15 protein-coding genes are annotated in these 13,356 nt (G+C 69.0%); 5 read left to right on the forward strand and 10 right to left on the reverse strand.

The genetic code is table 11. The annotated features are described in order from the left end of the window. Positions 1-177 precede the first annotated feature (177 nt). Entirely contained in the window at positions 178-1,605 is a 1,428-nt protein-coding gene (locus tag NQ204_RS15115) for an amino acid permease (RefSeq protein ID WP_116864014.1), read from the reverse strand. A 153-nt stretch (positions 1,606-1,758) separates the two neighbouring features. Continuing rightward, the gene (locus NQ204_RS15120) at positions 1,759-2,754 is read right to left on the reverse strand and encodes an aldo/keto reductase (protein ID WP_256644307.1); all 996 of its coding nucleotides are present in this window, start codon (positions 2,752-2,754) and stop codon (positions 1,759-1,761) included. A 121-nt stretch (positions 2,755-2,875) separates the two neighbouring features. Here NQ204_RS15120 and NQ204_RS15125 point away from each other — a divergent pair, with 121 nt between their 5' ends. Beyond that, positions 2,876-3,778, forward strand: coding sequence for a LysR family transcriptional regulator (locus tag NQ204_RS15125; RefSeq protein WP_256644308.1), 903 nt, complete (start codon positions 2,876-2,878; stop codon positions 3,776-3,778). 65 nt (positions 3,779-3,843) lie between these two features. Here NQ204_RS15125 and NQ204_RS15130 read toward each other — a convergent pair whose 3' ends face one another. From NQ204_RS15130 to NQ204_RS15140, 3 genes are read right to left on the reverse strand one after another with little or no spacing between them, the layout of a single operon-like run. Beyond that, entirely contained in the window at positions 3,844-4,293 is a 450-nt protein-coding gene (locus NQ204_RS15130; RefSeq protein ID WP_256644309.1) for a glycoside hydrolase family protein, read from the reverse strand. Beyond that, complete coding sequence (gene leuE, locus NQ204_RS15135) at positions 4,290-4,919, reverse strand: leucine efflux protein LeuE (protein WP_343238528.1); 630 nt, start codon at positions 4,917-4,919, stop codon at positions 4,290-4,292. The genes NQ204_RS15130 and leuE overlap by 4 nt, the downstream gene beginning before the upstream one ends. An 8-nt stretch (positions 4,920-4,927) precedes the next feature. Then, entirely contained in the window at positions 4,928-5,908 is a 981-nt protein-coding gene (locus NQ204_RS15140; RefSeq protein WP_256644311.1) for a LysR family transcriptional regulator, read from the reverse strand. A 92-nt stretch (positions 5,909-6,000) separates the two neighbouring features. Here NQ204_RS15140 and NQ204_RS15145 point away from each other — a divergent pair, with 92 nt between their 5' ends. Beyond that, positions 6,001-7,008: a zinc-binding alcohol dehydrogenase family protein gene (locus NQ204_RS15145; protein ID WP_256644312.1), complete on the forward strand. Its 1,008-nt coding sequence runs from the start codon at positions 6,001-6,003 to the stop codon at positions 7,006-7,008. A gap of 509 nt (positions 7,009-7,517) precedes the next feature. Here NQ204_RS15145 and NQ204_RS15150 read toward each other — a convergent pair. Beyond that, a complete protein-coding gene (locus tag NQ204_RS15150; RefSeq protein WP_256644313.1) occupies positions 7,518-8,120 on the reverse strand; it encodes a glutathione S-transferase family protein in 603 nt (200 codons plus the stop codon). 44 nt (positions 8,121-8,164) lie between these two features. Here NQ204_RS15150 and NQ204_RS15155 point away from each other — a divergent pair, with 44 nt between their 5' ends. From NQ204_RS15155 to NQ204_RS15165, 3 genes are all read left to right on the forward strand, one after another. Continuing rightward, complete coding sequence (locus NQ204_RS15155; protein ID WP_256644314.1) at positions 8,165-9,715, forward strand: DNA recombination protein RmuC; 1,551 nt, start codon at positions 8,165-8,167, stop codon at positions 9,713-9,715. A gap of 72 nt (positions 9,716-9,787) precedes the next feature. After that, a complete protein-coding gene (locus NQ204_RS15160; protein ID WP_256644315.1) occupies positions 9,788-10,186 on the forward strand; it encodes a hypothetical protein in 399 nt (132 codons plus the stop codon). Positions 10,187-10,253: 67 nt separating this feature from the next. Next, complete coding sequence (locus NQ204_RS15165; protein WP_108766897.1) at positions 10,254-10,799, forward strand: glutathione peroxidase; 546 nt, start codon at positions 10,254-10,256, stop codon at positions 10,797-10,799. Between the two features lie 68 nt (positions 10,800-10,867). On the opposite strand, the gene NQ204_RS15170 is transcribed toward NQ204_RS15165, so the two are convergent. Genes NQ204_RS15170 through mlaD form a run of 4 tightly spaced genes read right to left on the reverse strand, consistent with a single transcriptional unit; the run spans position 10,868 to position 13,346 of the window. Beyond that, positions 10,868-11,863, reverse strand: a complete 996-nt coding sequence (locus NQ204_RS15170) for an MlaA family lipoprotein (protein ID WP_116864895.1) — start codon at positions 11,861-11,863, stop codon at positions 10,868-10,870. 1 nt (position 11,864) lies between these two features. Continuing rightward, on the reverse strand, positions 11,865-12,176 hold the full coding sequence (locus NQ204_RS15175) for an STAS domain-containing protein (protein WP_116864896.1): 312 nt from the start codon (positions 12,174-12,176) through the stop codon (positions 11,865-11,867). Continuing rightward, positions 12,166-12,828: an MlaC/ttg2D family ABC transporter substrate-binding protein gene (locus tag NQ204_RS15180; protein WP_108770538.1), complete on the reverse strand. Its 663-nt coding sequence runs from the start codon at positions 12,826-12,828 to the stop codon at positions 12,166-12,168. Before NQ204_RS15180 ends, NQ204_RS15175 begins: the two co-directional genes overlap by 11 nt. Continuing rightward, complete coding sequence (gene mlaD, locus NQ204_RS15185) at positions 12,825-13,346, reverse strand: outer membrane lipid asymmetry maintenance protein MlaD (protein WP_079224410.1); 522 nt, start codon at positions 13,344-13,346, stop codon at positions 12,825-12,827. Before mlaD ends, NQ204_RS15180 begins: the two co-directional genes overlap by 4 nt. Between the last annotated feature and the right edge of the window lie 10 nt (positions 13,347-13,356).

Consider the following 13,356-nt stretch of genomic DNA (forward strand, 5'->3'; position numbering starts at 1 on the left):
CCCCCCCCCCCCCCCCCCCCCCCCCCCCCCCCCCCCCCCCCCCCCCCCCCCCCCCCCCCCCCCCCCCCCCCCCCCGCCCCCCCCCCCCCCCCCCCCCCCCCCCCCCCCCCCCCCCCCCCCCCCCCCCCCCCCCCCCCACTCTACAGAAAGAGCGCCGGGTCGTGCCCGGCGCCTCCTTTACTTCGCGATCAACGCATTGCGGCGGCTGTACAGGAAGTACAGCACCAGGCCGACCACGTTCCACACCAGGAAGTACAGCTGGGTGGTGTGCGGCAGGCTGAGGAACAGGTAGATGCAGCCCAGTGCGGCCAGCGGACCGACCACGAAGGCCAGCGGCGTGCGGAAGGTACGGGCACGGTCCGGTTCGCGCAGACGCAGCACCACCAGGCAGATGCCCACGGCGGTGAACGCGGCCAGGGTACCGGCGTTGGCCAGAGCCGCGATCTCGTCCAGGCGTGCCACGCCGGCCAGCGCCGACACCACCACTGCGGTGAACAGCGTGGTCGCCACCGGCGTGCCGGTGCGTGCGTTGACCTTGGACAGGCCACGCGGCAGCAGGCCGTCGCGGCTCATCACGAAGAAGATGCGGCTCTGCCCGTACAGGAAGGCCAGCAGCACGGTCGGCAGGGCGATGATCGCGATCACGCCGATCACCATGGCGGCGGTCGGATGGCCGAGCTGGCGCATGATCAGGGCGAGCGGTTCAGCGCTGTGGCCGAACACTGCGTAGCTCATCGCACCCACGGCGGCCAGCGCCACCAGCACGTAGACGATGGTGCAGCCGATCATCGAACCGATGATGCCGATGGACAGGTCACGGCCCGGGTTCTTGGTTTCTTCGGCCGCGGTAGAGATCGCATCGAAGCCGTAGAAGGCGAAGAAGATGATTGCCGCCGCCGCCATCACGCCATGCTCGACGCCATCAGGCCCCATCGATTTGGCGAACCCGTACGGCATGAACGGCTGCAGGTTGGCGCTGTCGAAGGCGGGCAGGGCGATGGCCACGAAGATCGCCAGCGCGATCAGCTTGAACACCACCAGGATGGCATTGAGCGTGGCGCTTTCCTTGGTGCCGGCCATCAGCATCAGCGCGACCAGCCAGGTGATGACGATCGCCGGCAGGTTGATGAAGCCACCGGCGACATGCGGGCCCGCAGCGAGTGCGGCCGGCAGCGTGATGTTCCAGCCGAACTGGGTATGCGCCCATTCGAGGAAGCCGACGAAGTAGCCGGACCAGCCGACCGCCACTGTACTGACCACCAGCGAGTATTCGAGGATCAGGCTCCAGCCCACCACCCAGGCGAACACCTCGCCCAGCGCGCTGTAGCTGTAGGTGTAGGCGCTGCCGGCGGCCGGCATCATCGTCGACAGCTCGGCATAGGACAGCGCCGCGCAGGCGCAGACCGCACCGGCGATGGCGAAGGAGATCAGCACCGCAGGACCGGCCAGGTTGGCGCCGACGCCGATGAGCGTGTAGATGCCGGTGCCGACGATGGCACCGATGCCCAGGGCGATCAGGTGCGGCCAGCTGAGGGTCGGCACCAGGCGCCGACCGGCTTCATGGACAGTGACGGAATCTAGCGACTTGCGCCGGAGCAGGGACATGCAGGCCTCGGAAGGGGATGACTTGGAACGACAAGTTCCCGAGTGTGACCGAACGCAGCGCAGCATTACCACTGGCGAGGGTCATACCCGCCGGGGCGCGCGCTTCGCCCCGACCAGGCTGCCGGAATCGGCACAATCCGGCCGAAGCCGCCCCTAGGACTCGATGTTGGCCATGCCACTGACCGAATAACGCTCGCCGGCCGCGGCATTCATCGGGAAGGCCGCATCCAGTGCGTCCAGCGTGGCCGCATCCAGTTCGACCTGCAGCGCACCGAGGTTCTCGTCCAGCCGTGCCTGCCGCGTCGTGCCCGGAATCGGCACGATGTGCTCGCCACGTGACAGCACCCAGGCCAGGGCGAGCTGCGAGGCGGCGATGCCGCGTTCGGCGGCCAGCGCCTGCACGGTGTCCACCAGCGCCAGGTTGCGCTGGAAGTTCGCGCCTTCGAAGCGCGGCGAGGTCCGCCGGTAATCGTCGGCCTCGAAATCATCCGGGCTGCGGATGGCGCCGGTCAGGAAGCCACGGCCCAGCGGCGAATACGGCACGAAGCCGATGCCCAGTTCCGCCGTGGTGGCCAGCACCCCGTTCTGTTCCGGCTCGCGCGACCACAGCGAGTACTCGCTCTGCACGGCGGTGATCGGGTGCACCGCATGCGCCCGGCGCAGGGTGGCTGCCGAGGCCTCGGACAGGCCCAGCCAGCGCACCTTGCCCTGTTCCACCAGGCGCGCCATCGCACCCACGGTGTCCTCGATCGGCACGGTGGGGTCGACGCGGTGCTGGTAATACAGGTCGATGTGGTCCACGCCCAGGCGGCGCAGGCTGGCCTCGCAGGCGGCCTGCACATAGTCCGGGTGGCCGTTGACCTGCCGCGCCTGCGGGTCGGAAGGGTCCAGGCCGATGCCGAACTTGCTGGCCAGGAACACTTGGTTGCGGCGGCCGGCAATCGCGCGGCCGACCAGCGCTTCGTTGGTGTGCGGGCCATACACATCGGCGGTGTCGAGCAGGGTCAGGCCACGGTCCAGCGCGTGCTGGATGACGGCAATGGCGTCATCCTCACTGCTGCGGCCGCCGTAGTAGGCGCTCATGCCCATGCAGCCCAGGCCGAGGGCGGACACGGTTGGGCCGGCGAGGCCGAGGGTACGGGTCTTCATGCGGATCTCCTTGGGGGAAGCACCTCGCCCGGATGGGCGGCGGCGTGGGGCTTAGCTTCCTCCTGTCGATCATGCGAATAAACTGCGTACAACCTGACTCACCTTGAAGGCTGGCTTCACAATGGATGCCTCCGCCCCGCTGACGGCCGTGGTCGCCTTCGTCCACGTGGCCGAGCATGCCAGCTTCACCCGTGCCGCCGATGCACTGGGTGTGTCGACCTCGGCGCTGTCGCAGAGCGTGCGCGCGCTGGAAGCACGGATGGGCGTGCGCCTGCTGCAGCGGACCACGCGGCGGGTGGGCCTGACCGAGCACGGCGCGCGTTTCCTGCAGCGGGTGCGTGGCGGCCTCGACCAGATCGACCAGGCCTTCGCCGAACTGGACAGCGCCCGCTCGGTGCCGGCCGGGCGACTGCGGGTGACCCTGCCGCGCATCGTCGCCGACCGCATGGTGCTGCCGCGGCTGCCGGATTTCCTGGCGCGTTACCCTCAGGTGCAGGTGGAACTGTGCGTCGACCCGGCACTGACCGATCTGGTGGGGGAGGGCTTCGATGCCGGCATCCGCCTGGGCGAATCACTGGCCCAGGGGATGATCGCGGTGCCGGTCGGGCCGCCCGAACGGCAGGTGGTGGTGGCGACGCCGGCCTACTTCGAACGCCATGGCGTGCCGCAGACCCCGCATGACCTGCAGGGCCACGCCTGCATCGTGCACCGCCTGGCCAACGGCCGGCTGATGCCCTGGGAGTTCAGCCGCGAGGGCCACGAGCTGGACGTGGAAGTGAGCGGGCGGCTGGTGTTCAACGATGCCGGCGTCGCCCATCGCGCCGTGCTGGCCGGGCTGGGCATGGCCCAGGGCTTCGCCTCGCTGATGGCCGACGACATCGCCGCCGGGCGACTGCAGAGCGTGCTGCAGGACTGGCAGCCGCCGTTTCCCGGTTTCCACCTGTACTACCCGGCGCGCGAGCAGATGGCGCCCAAGCTGCGGGTGTTCATCGACCACCTGCGCGCGGAACTGCACGATAGGTAGAGTCGAGCTTGCTCGACTGCTCCGCCGCCTTTGTAGAGTCGAGCCATGCTCGACTGCTCCTTGCATCAGTCGAGCAGGCTCGACGCTACGGTCAGCGGTTCGACACCCCGCCAATGGCAGCCGTCTTCCTGCCACGCCTCAAGGTCTTCACTGAACTCCGTGCGCCGCCCATCGCGCGCGTGCTCGTAGCTGAAACCGTAGACGCGCGCGCCCTGCGTGGTCAGGTAGTAGCGCCCGTTGCGGCGGCCCTCGATGCGCTCTTCCCACACACTGTCGAACCGGTAGGGCCGGTCTTCGGCAAGCACCGTGGTGTCCTGCGAGACCCGGCGCACACGCAGGCGCGTGGGCTGCCCGGCGTACTGGACATCGGCGCTCCCATCGTCGAGCCAGCGCCACAGCAGGTGCAGGCTGTCGTCGCGGCCGCCGGTCAGGCAGCGATGGTCCTGCGCCGTAGCCTCCGCCGCGGTGCCGGCCAGCAGTACGGCAAACACCAGCACTGCCAGCCGCCGGATCATCCGTTCAACCCCAGGCGGATGCCGAAGCCGAACAGGAACAGGCCGGCCACGCGGCGCAGCACGGTGCTGATGCGCGGATGCTGGATGAGATGGCGGCGGGCCAGGTTGCCCGCGCCGATCAGCAGCGAGCAGTACGCCACGCTGACCACGAAGATGATGCCGGCCAGCGCCGCGAAGGTCGCGATGCCGTGGTGCGCCTTCGGATCGATGAACAGCGGCAGGAAGGCCATGTAGAACAAAATCGCCTTCGGGTTGAGCAGGCTGACCAGGATCGCCTGCTGGAAGTAGCGGCCGGGCTGCATGCGGATCGGGCCGGCGTCACCGCCCTCGTTCTTCGGCGTGCGCAGCAGGCTGATGCCCACCCACACCAGGTACGCGGCACCGAGGTACTGCACCGCGTGGAACACCAGCGGGTTGGCCTTCAGCAGCGCGGCAACGCCGGCCAGCGCCAGCCACATCAGGATCTGGTCACCGAGCAGCAGGCCGGCCAGCGCGGTGTAGCCGCCGCGCATGCCGCCGCGGCCGGTGGCAGTAAGCAGGGTGAAGGTGCCGGGCCCGGGCAGGGCGAGGAACACCAGCACGGCGAGCAGGAACGTCCACAGGTCCTGGATGCCCATCCACGGCATGGCATGGCTCATTGTTGTTGCGGGGGGGCGCCATTGTCGGCCACCGCCGCGGCCGGCGACAGGGGGCCGCCCTCGCCACCGGGCAGGCCGGACAGCAGCGGTTGCAGGTGGTCGCGCAGCTGCGCGTGCAGCTGCCGCACCGCCGGCGAGAACTGCTTGCGGTGCGGGCACACCAGCTGCAGCGGGATGTGGCTGCCGACGCCGTCCAGCAGCACCTGCAGGCGCCCGGCCTGCACGTCCTCGCGCAGGTCCAGCCAGGATTTGTAGGTGATGCCTTCACCGGCCACGGCCCAGCGCCGCACCACGTCTGCATCGTCGCAGACCAGCGGGCCGCGCACCGGTACCACCACGCGTCGTCCCTCGACCTCGAACGCCCAGCGGTCGTGGGTGCGTCCGCCCAGCTGGTACGCCAGGCAGTCGTGCTCGCGCAGGTCCTCCAGCCGTGCCGGTACGCCACGCCGCTGCAGGTAGGCGGGCGACGCCGCCAGCACGCGGCGGTTGCCCTCCAGCAGCGGCAAGGCCACGTAGCTGGCGTCGTCGAAGTGTCCCAGGCGGATCGCCACGTCCACCGGGTCGCGGAACACGTCGGCCACTTCGTCGGACAGGCGCAGGTGCAGGCGCAGCCGCGGGTGCGCGGCGCGGAACGTGGCCAGCCACGGCAGCAGCAGGTTGCGGCCGAAATCCGACGGCGCCGACAGCTGCAGGGTGCCGTGCAGGTCGGCGTCCTCGCCCTGCACGCGGGCCTGGCCCTCGCGCAGGGTAGCCAGCACCTCCTGCGCGTAGGGCAGGTACAGCGCGCCCTCGCCGGTCAGGCGCAGGCTGCGGGTGGTGCGCACGAACAGGCGCAGGTCCAGCTCGCGTTCCAGCCGCGCCACCGCGGCGGCCACCTGGCCGGGCAGCAGGTCGGCCTCGCGTGCAGCCTGCGAAAAGCTGCCCAGCGCGGCGGTGCGGACGAACAGCTGCAGATCGTCGATACGGATCATTTTCATTGCCGGAGTGAAAGTGCTGACCGATTCTGCGCCTTTCCGGGGAGCCGCGCGCGGCGCACGCTGTGGATCCCTTTCCCCCTTGGACCGCTGCCATGCGCGCCATTGCCTACACCCACGCCGGCCTGCCGATCGATGACCCGCAGGCCCTGATCGACATCGACCTGGACCTGCCGCAGCCGGGCCCGCGTGACCTGCGGGTGGCGGTGCGCGCGGTGGCGGTGAACCCGGTGGATACCAAGGTGCGCCGCAACGCCGCCACCGAGGGCCCGCGCGTGCTGGGCTGGGATGCGGTGGGCGTGGTCGATGCGGTGGGCAGCGAGGTGACCCTGTTCCAGCCCGGCGACGCGGTCTACTACGCCGGCGTGATCGACCGCTCGGGCAGCAATGCCGAATACCAGCTGGTGGACGAGCGCAGCGTCGGCCGCAAGCCGGCCAGCCTCGACGATGCCGCCGCCGCGGCCCTGCCGCTGACCGCGATCACCGCTTGGGAACTGCTGTTCGACCGCCTGCACATCGCCGAGGGCGGTGGTGAAGGCCAGACCCTGCTGGTGATCGGCGCGGCAGGCGGCGTCGGCTCGATCCTGGTGCAGCTGGCACGCACGCTGACCAAGCTGACCGTGATCGGCACCGCCTCGCGCCCGGACACGCAGGACTGGGTGTACGCGATGGGCGCGCACCACGTGATCGACCACAGCCTGCCCCTGACCGAAGGCCTGGCCCGGCTGGGCATCCCGCAGGTCGAGCACGTGGCCAGCCTGACCCACACCGACCAGCATTACGCGCAGATCGTGGAAGTGCTGGCGCCGCAGGGCCAGCTGGGCCTGATCGACGACCCCGGCCAGCTGGACGTGATGGCGCTGAAGCGCAAGGCGCTGTCGCTGCACTGGGAACTGATGTTCACCCGCCCGCTGTTCAAGACCGCCGACATGCAGCGCCAGCACGACCTGCTGAACCGCGTGGCCGAGCTGATCGATGCCGGCGTGCTGCAGACGACGCTGGGCGAGCACTTCGGGCGCATCAATGCCGCCAACCTGCGGCGCGCACATGCGCTGGTGGAGAGCAATCGCGCGAAGGGCAAGATCGTGCTGGAAGGCTGGTAAGGATCCAGGCCAACGGCTGAGCCCCTCGTGGCTGGTCGCGGAAAGCAAATTCCTGCGCTTGGTCGGGCGGGTGGGTTGCGCGGGGGACGCCGTGAATCCGTCCATGGAGGCTTGTCAGCCGCATCCATGCGGCCGACACCCCCGCGCAACCCACCCGCCCGACCTCTGACAGTCTCCGTGCGCGTCCAGCCACGGAAAAGAAAAAAGAAGAGCAGAAGCCGGTCGCTTCGCTCGCGTGTCGACCAAGGTCGACACCTACCAGAGCCGGCCCCGTGCCGACCAATGGTCGGCACCCACCATCAGCAGCGGGAAACTGTCGAAGGCGGGGTGGGTCCGGTTGCGGGGGCGTGAGCGCCATGGATGGCGCGACCGAGCCTCCATGGACGGATTCACGGCGTCCCCCGTAACCGGACCCACCCCGCCATCCCACGGATAGCCTGCTTCTGCTGTTGCTCTGGCTTCGGCTTCTGCAGGTGCAGGGCTGCAAGCCCTGCAAAAAGACCCACCCCTCAGGCAACCCCGTTGTCGACGTGCACAGCAAACCCCGGCTGCCGCCGCAACCGCTCGAACCACGCATCGACATTCGCCAGCACCGGCTTCCCGCCCGGCGTGCTGCGCCAGCGCTGCGTGGACAGCCCCAGTACGATGTCAGCCAGAGTGAAGTCTTCACTGGCCACGTACGTGTGGCGCGCCAGCTGCGCATCCAGCATCGCCATCAGCCGGTTCCACTGCGCCAGGCCCGCCTCCGCCCGCGCATCGTCCGGGTAATCCGCATGCCCGCGCACGCGCGCCATGAACACATGGCGCCACGCCGTGTTCAGATCGGTCGCCTGCCAGTCCATCCACTGTTCCACCCGTGCCCGTGCCTGCGGTTCGACCGGCAGCAGATCGTTGCGCCCGGCGCGCGTGGCCAGGTAGCGGCAGATGCTGTTGGATTCCCACAGCACGAAGTCGCCCTCGCGCAGCACCGGCACCTGTGCGTTCGGGTTCAGCCCGCGCAGCAGCTCCGCATCGGGGGCGGCGTGGTGCTGCACCGCCAGGTCCAGCCCGGCGCACAGCCACAGCACCTTGCGCACGTTGATCGAGGTCGGCTTTCCGTACAGTTCGAGCATGGTCAGACGCAGCGTTTGAGACGGGGCCAGCCTACACTGGTGGCATGCAAACCGAATTCCTGCTCATCGGCGGCCTCCTGCTGGCCGTCCTCGTCCTGCAGCTGATCGCCCTGCTGCGCCGTCCGCCCCACGACCGCCTGGAACAGGCGGTGCGCGAGGAGGCGCGGGCCGGCCGCAGCGAACTGCGCGAACAGCTGGACGGCTTCGCCCGGGCGCTGACCGACCTGTCCACCCGCACCGACCAGCGCCTGGACCTACTGCGCGAAGCGCTTGGCGAAGACGCACGCAAGGCCCGCGCCGAAGCAGCCGAAAGCCAGCAGCGCAGTGGTGCATTGATGGGCCAGCGCCTGCAGGAACTGCGCGCGCAGCTGGAAGTGTTCGGCCAGCAGCAGGAGGCGCGCATCCATGCCTTCGGCCAGCAGCTGCAGGAACTGACCACGCGTACCGACACCCAGCTGGGTGCGCTGCGCCAGACACTGGTGGACGATGCCCGCAAGGGCCGCGAGGAAGGCGCGCAGTCGCAGCAGCGCCTGACTGAAAGCCTGGGCCTGCGCCTGCAGGAACTGACCCAGCGCAACGAACAACGCATCGCCGAGATGCGCGCGACCCTGGAAGAACAGCTGCGCGCGCTGCAGAGCGACAATGCGCAGAAGCTGGAACAGATGCGCGTGACCGTGGACGAGAAGCTGCAGACCACGCTGGAAACGCGCCTGGGCCAGTCGTTCAAGCTGGTCTCCGAGCGCCTGGAACAGGTGCAGCGCGGGCTGGGCGAGATGCAGCAGCTGGCCACCGGCGTGGGCGACCTCAAGCGCGTGCTGACCAACGTCAAGACGCGCGGCAGCTGGGGTGAAGTGCAGCTGGAGAACATCCTCGAGCAGACCCTGATCCAGGAGCAGTACGCGCGTGCGGTGAAGGTGCGCCCGGACAGCAACGAGATGGTTGACATCGCGGTGCGCCTGCCCGGCCGCGGCGATGATGCGCCGGTGTGGCTGCCGATCGATTCCAAGTTCCCGCGCGAGGACTACGAACGCCTGCTGGACGCGCAGGACCAGAGTGACGCCGAGCTGGTGCGCATCCAGGGCGTGCAGCTGGAGCGCGCGGTGAAGGTGCAGGCCAAGTCGATCAGCGAGAAGTACATCGTGCCGCCGCACACCACCGATTTCGCGGTGATGTTCCTGCCCACCGAAGGCCTGTACGCCGAGATCATCCGCCGGCCCGGCCTGGTCGACCTGCTGCAGCGCGAACACCGCGTGGTGGTCGCGGGCCCGACCACCATCACTGCGCTGCTCAACAGCCTGCAGATGGGCTTCCGCACGCTGGCCATCGAGAAGCGGTCCAGCGAAGTGTGGAGCCTGCTGGGTGCGGTGAAGAGCGAGTTCGGCAAGTTCGCCGGCATCCTCGAGAAGGCCGAGAAGCAGATCACCACGGTCGGCCGCAGCATCGGCGCGGCCAGCCGCAAGACGCGCACCATCGAGCGCCGCCTGCGTGGCGTGGAGACCCTTGCCAACGAACAGGTGCAGCAGCTGCTGGGCGACCTCGGGGAAGCCGAGGAAGAGGGCGGCGAGGACGAGGCCAGCGAGGGCGAAGAGACCTGAGTGCGCTGACACACCACCTGCACCACGCAATGCGTATGCTGGCGGCCTCGATCACCGCCTGCAGGTCCGACCATGCGCCTTCGCTTCCTTGCCAGCCTGGCCCTGGCCGCCCTGTTGGCGGCCTGCAGCAGCACGCCGCCGGCCGCCGATACGACCGCACAACCGGCCGCACCTGACACACCGGAAGCCACCGAGGCCTACCAGGAAGCGCGCGACGTGGATTGCCGCGCCGCCGGCGGCACCCTGCAGCCGCTGGGCCGCCTGCAGCGCGTGCAGTGCGTGATTCCCTATGCCGATGCGGGCAAGACCTGCAGCGGCAAGCGCGACTGCAGCGGCCAGTGCCTGGCCACCGGCGAAACCGAAGCCGGGGTGGTGGCGGCCGGCACCTGCCAGCGTGATGCCAGCCAGAACTTCGGCTGCCGCCAGCGCATCGAAGACGGCAAGGCACAGGGCACGATCTGCGTCGATTGAACGCACCTGACGCATACGCGCAGCGCTATGCTGGTGGACCTTTCCACGGCATAGCCGGAGCCCCCGCGTGAGCACCCCGATCCAGGACATTTCCCTCACCACCATCGACGGCCAGCCGTCCACCCTGGGCGATTACCAGGGCAAGGTCCTGCTGGTGGTGAACGTTGCCTCCAAGTGCGGCCTGACCCCGCAGTACGAAGGCCTGCAGGCGCTGTACGCGGAAAAGCAGGCACAGGGCCTGGAAGTGCTGGGTTTCCCGGCCAACAACTTCCTCGGCCAGGAGCCGGGCAGCGAGGCGGAAATCCAGCAGTTCTGCCAGCTGACCTACGACGTGACCTTCCCGATGTTCGCCAAGATCAGCGTGGCCGGTGAAGACACCCACCCGCTGTACCAGAAGCTGACCGCGGCCCAGCCGCAGGCGATCGGCGAAGGCCCACTGCGCGAGCGCCTGGCCAGCAAGGAGATCCCGATCCACGCTGCACCGGCGGTGCTGTGGAACTTCGAGAAGTTCCTGGTCGGCCGCGATGGCAAGGTGGTCGCACGCTTTGCCCCGGACGTGGCCGCCGATGACGCGCGCCTGCGCGAGGCGATCGACGCCGCACTGGCCGCCTGATAGCACGGGCCCGCGACCAAAAAAAAACCCCGCCAAGGCGGGGTTTTTTCATGCGCGGACCAACGCGATCAGTTGGTCCAGTTCGGCATCGGCATGGCATCCACCGGGATCGGCGAATTCTCATCGTCGCTGCCACGCTCGCGCTTGCCGCGCAGGTCGTTCTCGATCTGGTAGTTGCGGCGCTGCAGCCAGGCATCGCGCACCAGCGCGTACTCATCCACCGCCGAGCTGCGCAGGTCGTCGACCGCCATCAGCTGCGCGCGGGTATCGACCAGCTGCAGGCCCTGCAGCGCGATGCGGATCTTGTCTTCCTCGATCGTGCGGATCGGCGACAGCGGCATGTCACCGGCCAGGCCGAACACATCGCGCACGGTACGCGGGCCGAAGAACGGCAGTTCCACGTAACGCGAACGGCGCCAGCCCCAGGCACCCAGGGTCTGCCCGAAGTCCTCGCGGCGGTTGGGCACCATCGCCTTGCTGGCCGGATCGAACAGGCCACCGATACCCAGCGTCGAGTTCATCAGGAAGCGGCCGAAGGTGTCCCACGCATCATCCGGGCGGCCCTGCAGCAGCTGGTTGACGATGGTGACCGGCGAACGGATGTTGCTGAAGAAGTTGCTCACGCCGGTACGCGCGAAGCGCGGCACGACATGGGTATAGGCGGTGGCCAGCGGACGCGCGATCACGTTGTCCACGCCCACGTTGAAGCGGTGCACGCGGCGGTTCAGCGGCTCCCATGGGTCGTAGGCAGCGGTGGTGGCAGCGGTGCCGGCGTTGCCGTACAGCGCGTCGAAATCGTCGTCGCCACCTGGCGCAGCGGCGGCCGCGGCCGTGGCGGCATCGGTTCCGGCATTCCTGGCCGGCGGCGGCGTGGCCGTCGCGTCGTCCATGGCGGCCGCCGGTGCCGCGTCAACCGTGCCGGCATCGGCAGCAGGTGCATCGGCCGGTGCGCTGGCCGGAACCACGGTGTCGGCCACCGGCGCATCGCTGCGCGCGGGCTTGCCGGCACAGGCGCTGAGCGCCAGGGCCAGGATCATCAGGGGAAACGCGCGTACGACGTTCATGTCAGCTCGCAGCAGAAGGTGCATTGAAATCCAGATCGGGCGACAGCCGGTAGGCTGCGCTCAGTTCGTTGAAACCGGCCGGGGTGCCGGAAATCGACAGCGGGTGGCCCTGGGTGCGGGCACGCGCGGCCAGTTCGGCCAGCAGCGCCAGGCCGGCGCTGTCCACGCGCTCGACCTCGCCCAGTTCCAGCCGTGCCAGCTTTGCCGGCAACGCCTGCAGCTGCGGCCACAGGGCGATCACAGCGGCACGGTCGAGCACCCCGCGCAGGCGCAGGGCGTCGCCTTCCAGCAGCGCCAGCGGCTTACTTGCCATTGCCGGCCGGTCCGGCCTGCATGCTGCCGCTGCGCAGTTCGCTGGCCACCTGCTTGATGCCCTTCTGGCGCAGCGGGGCATCGAACTGGTTGCGGAAGGTCTGCACGTAGGAGATGCCTTCGATGTTGACGTCGAAGATCTTCCACTGGCCGTTGACGTTGCGCATCCAGTACTCGACCGGGGTCGGCTCGTTGCCGGCACGCACCAGTTCGGTGGCCACGCGCACGCCGCGGTTGCCCGGCAACGGGCTCTCGCCCTTCAGGCGGAAGCTCGGCTTGCCCTGGATGTTCAGCAGGGTCGAGCCGTAGCGCTGCATCAGGCTGTCGGCCATCGCATCGGCGAACAGCTTGATGTCGGCGTCGGAGGCGCCGCGGGCGTGCGTGCCCAGCACCAGGCGCGCGGCATAGTCGCGGTCGAAGGTGCGGGTCAGCTCGCTGTCGATGTAGCTGCGCAGGCTGGCGGGGTTGCTGGTGAACTCAGCGCGGCGCTGCTGCAGGGTCGACATGATGCGGCTGCTGGCGTCGATCACCACCTTGCCGGCCTGGCCCTGCGGGGCGGTCACGGCGGGGGCGGTGGACTGCGCCTGGGCCAGGAACGGGGAGGCCAGCAGCAGCGACGAGGCCAGCAGGGCCGGGATCAGTTTCATCTTCATGGTTGCGGTTCCGTTGCAGGCGACTGCTCGCCATCGTTGGGTTTCTGGCCAGCGCCACCGGCGCTGCCACTGAACATGTACTTGCCGACCAGCTGCAGCAGGTCCACCGCCGGCTGGGTGAAGACGATCTCCTCACCGGGCTTCAGTACTTCCGGATCACCACCGGGCTGCAGACCGATATAGCTCTCGCCGAGCAAACCGCTGGTGAAGATGCCGGCGGAGGTGTCGGCCGGCAGGTCCTTGACCTTGCTGTCCATGCGCAGGGTCACGATCGATTCGAACTTCACCGGGTCCAGTTCAATCGAGGCGACCTGGCCGACGGTGACGCCGCCGATCTTCACCGGCGCCTGCTTGCGCAGCTGGCCGACCTGGGAGAAGCGTGCCTTCAGCTCATAGCCCTGGCCGCCCCAGCTCCAGCGCTGGTTGGTCGAGGCCACGGCCAGCACCATCAGCGATGCCAGGGCCAGCAGCAGGAATGCGCCGACGGAGAATTCGAGTCTGGGACCGCGTATGGCCATGTGGATTACC

The sequence above is a fragment of the Stenotrophomonas testudinis genome (assembly GCF_024499815.1).
GTDB lineage: Bacteria > Pseudomonadota > Gammaproteobacteria > Xanthomonadales > Xanthomonadaceae > Stenotrophomonas.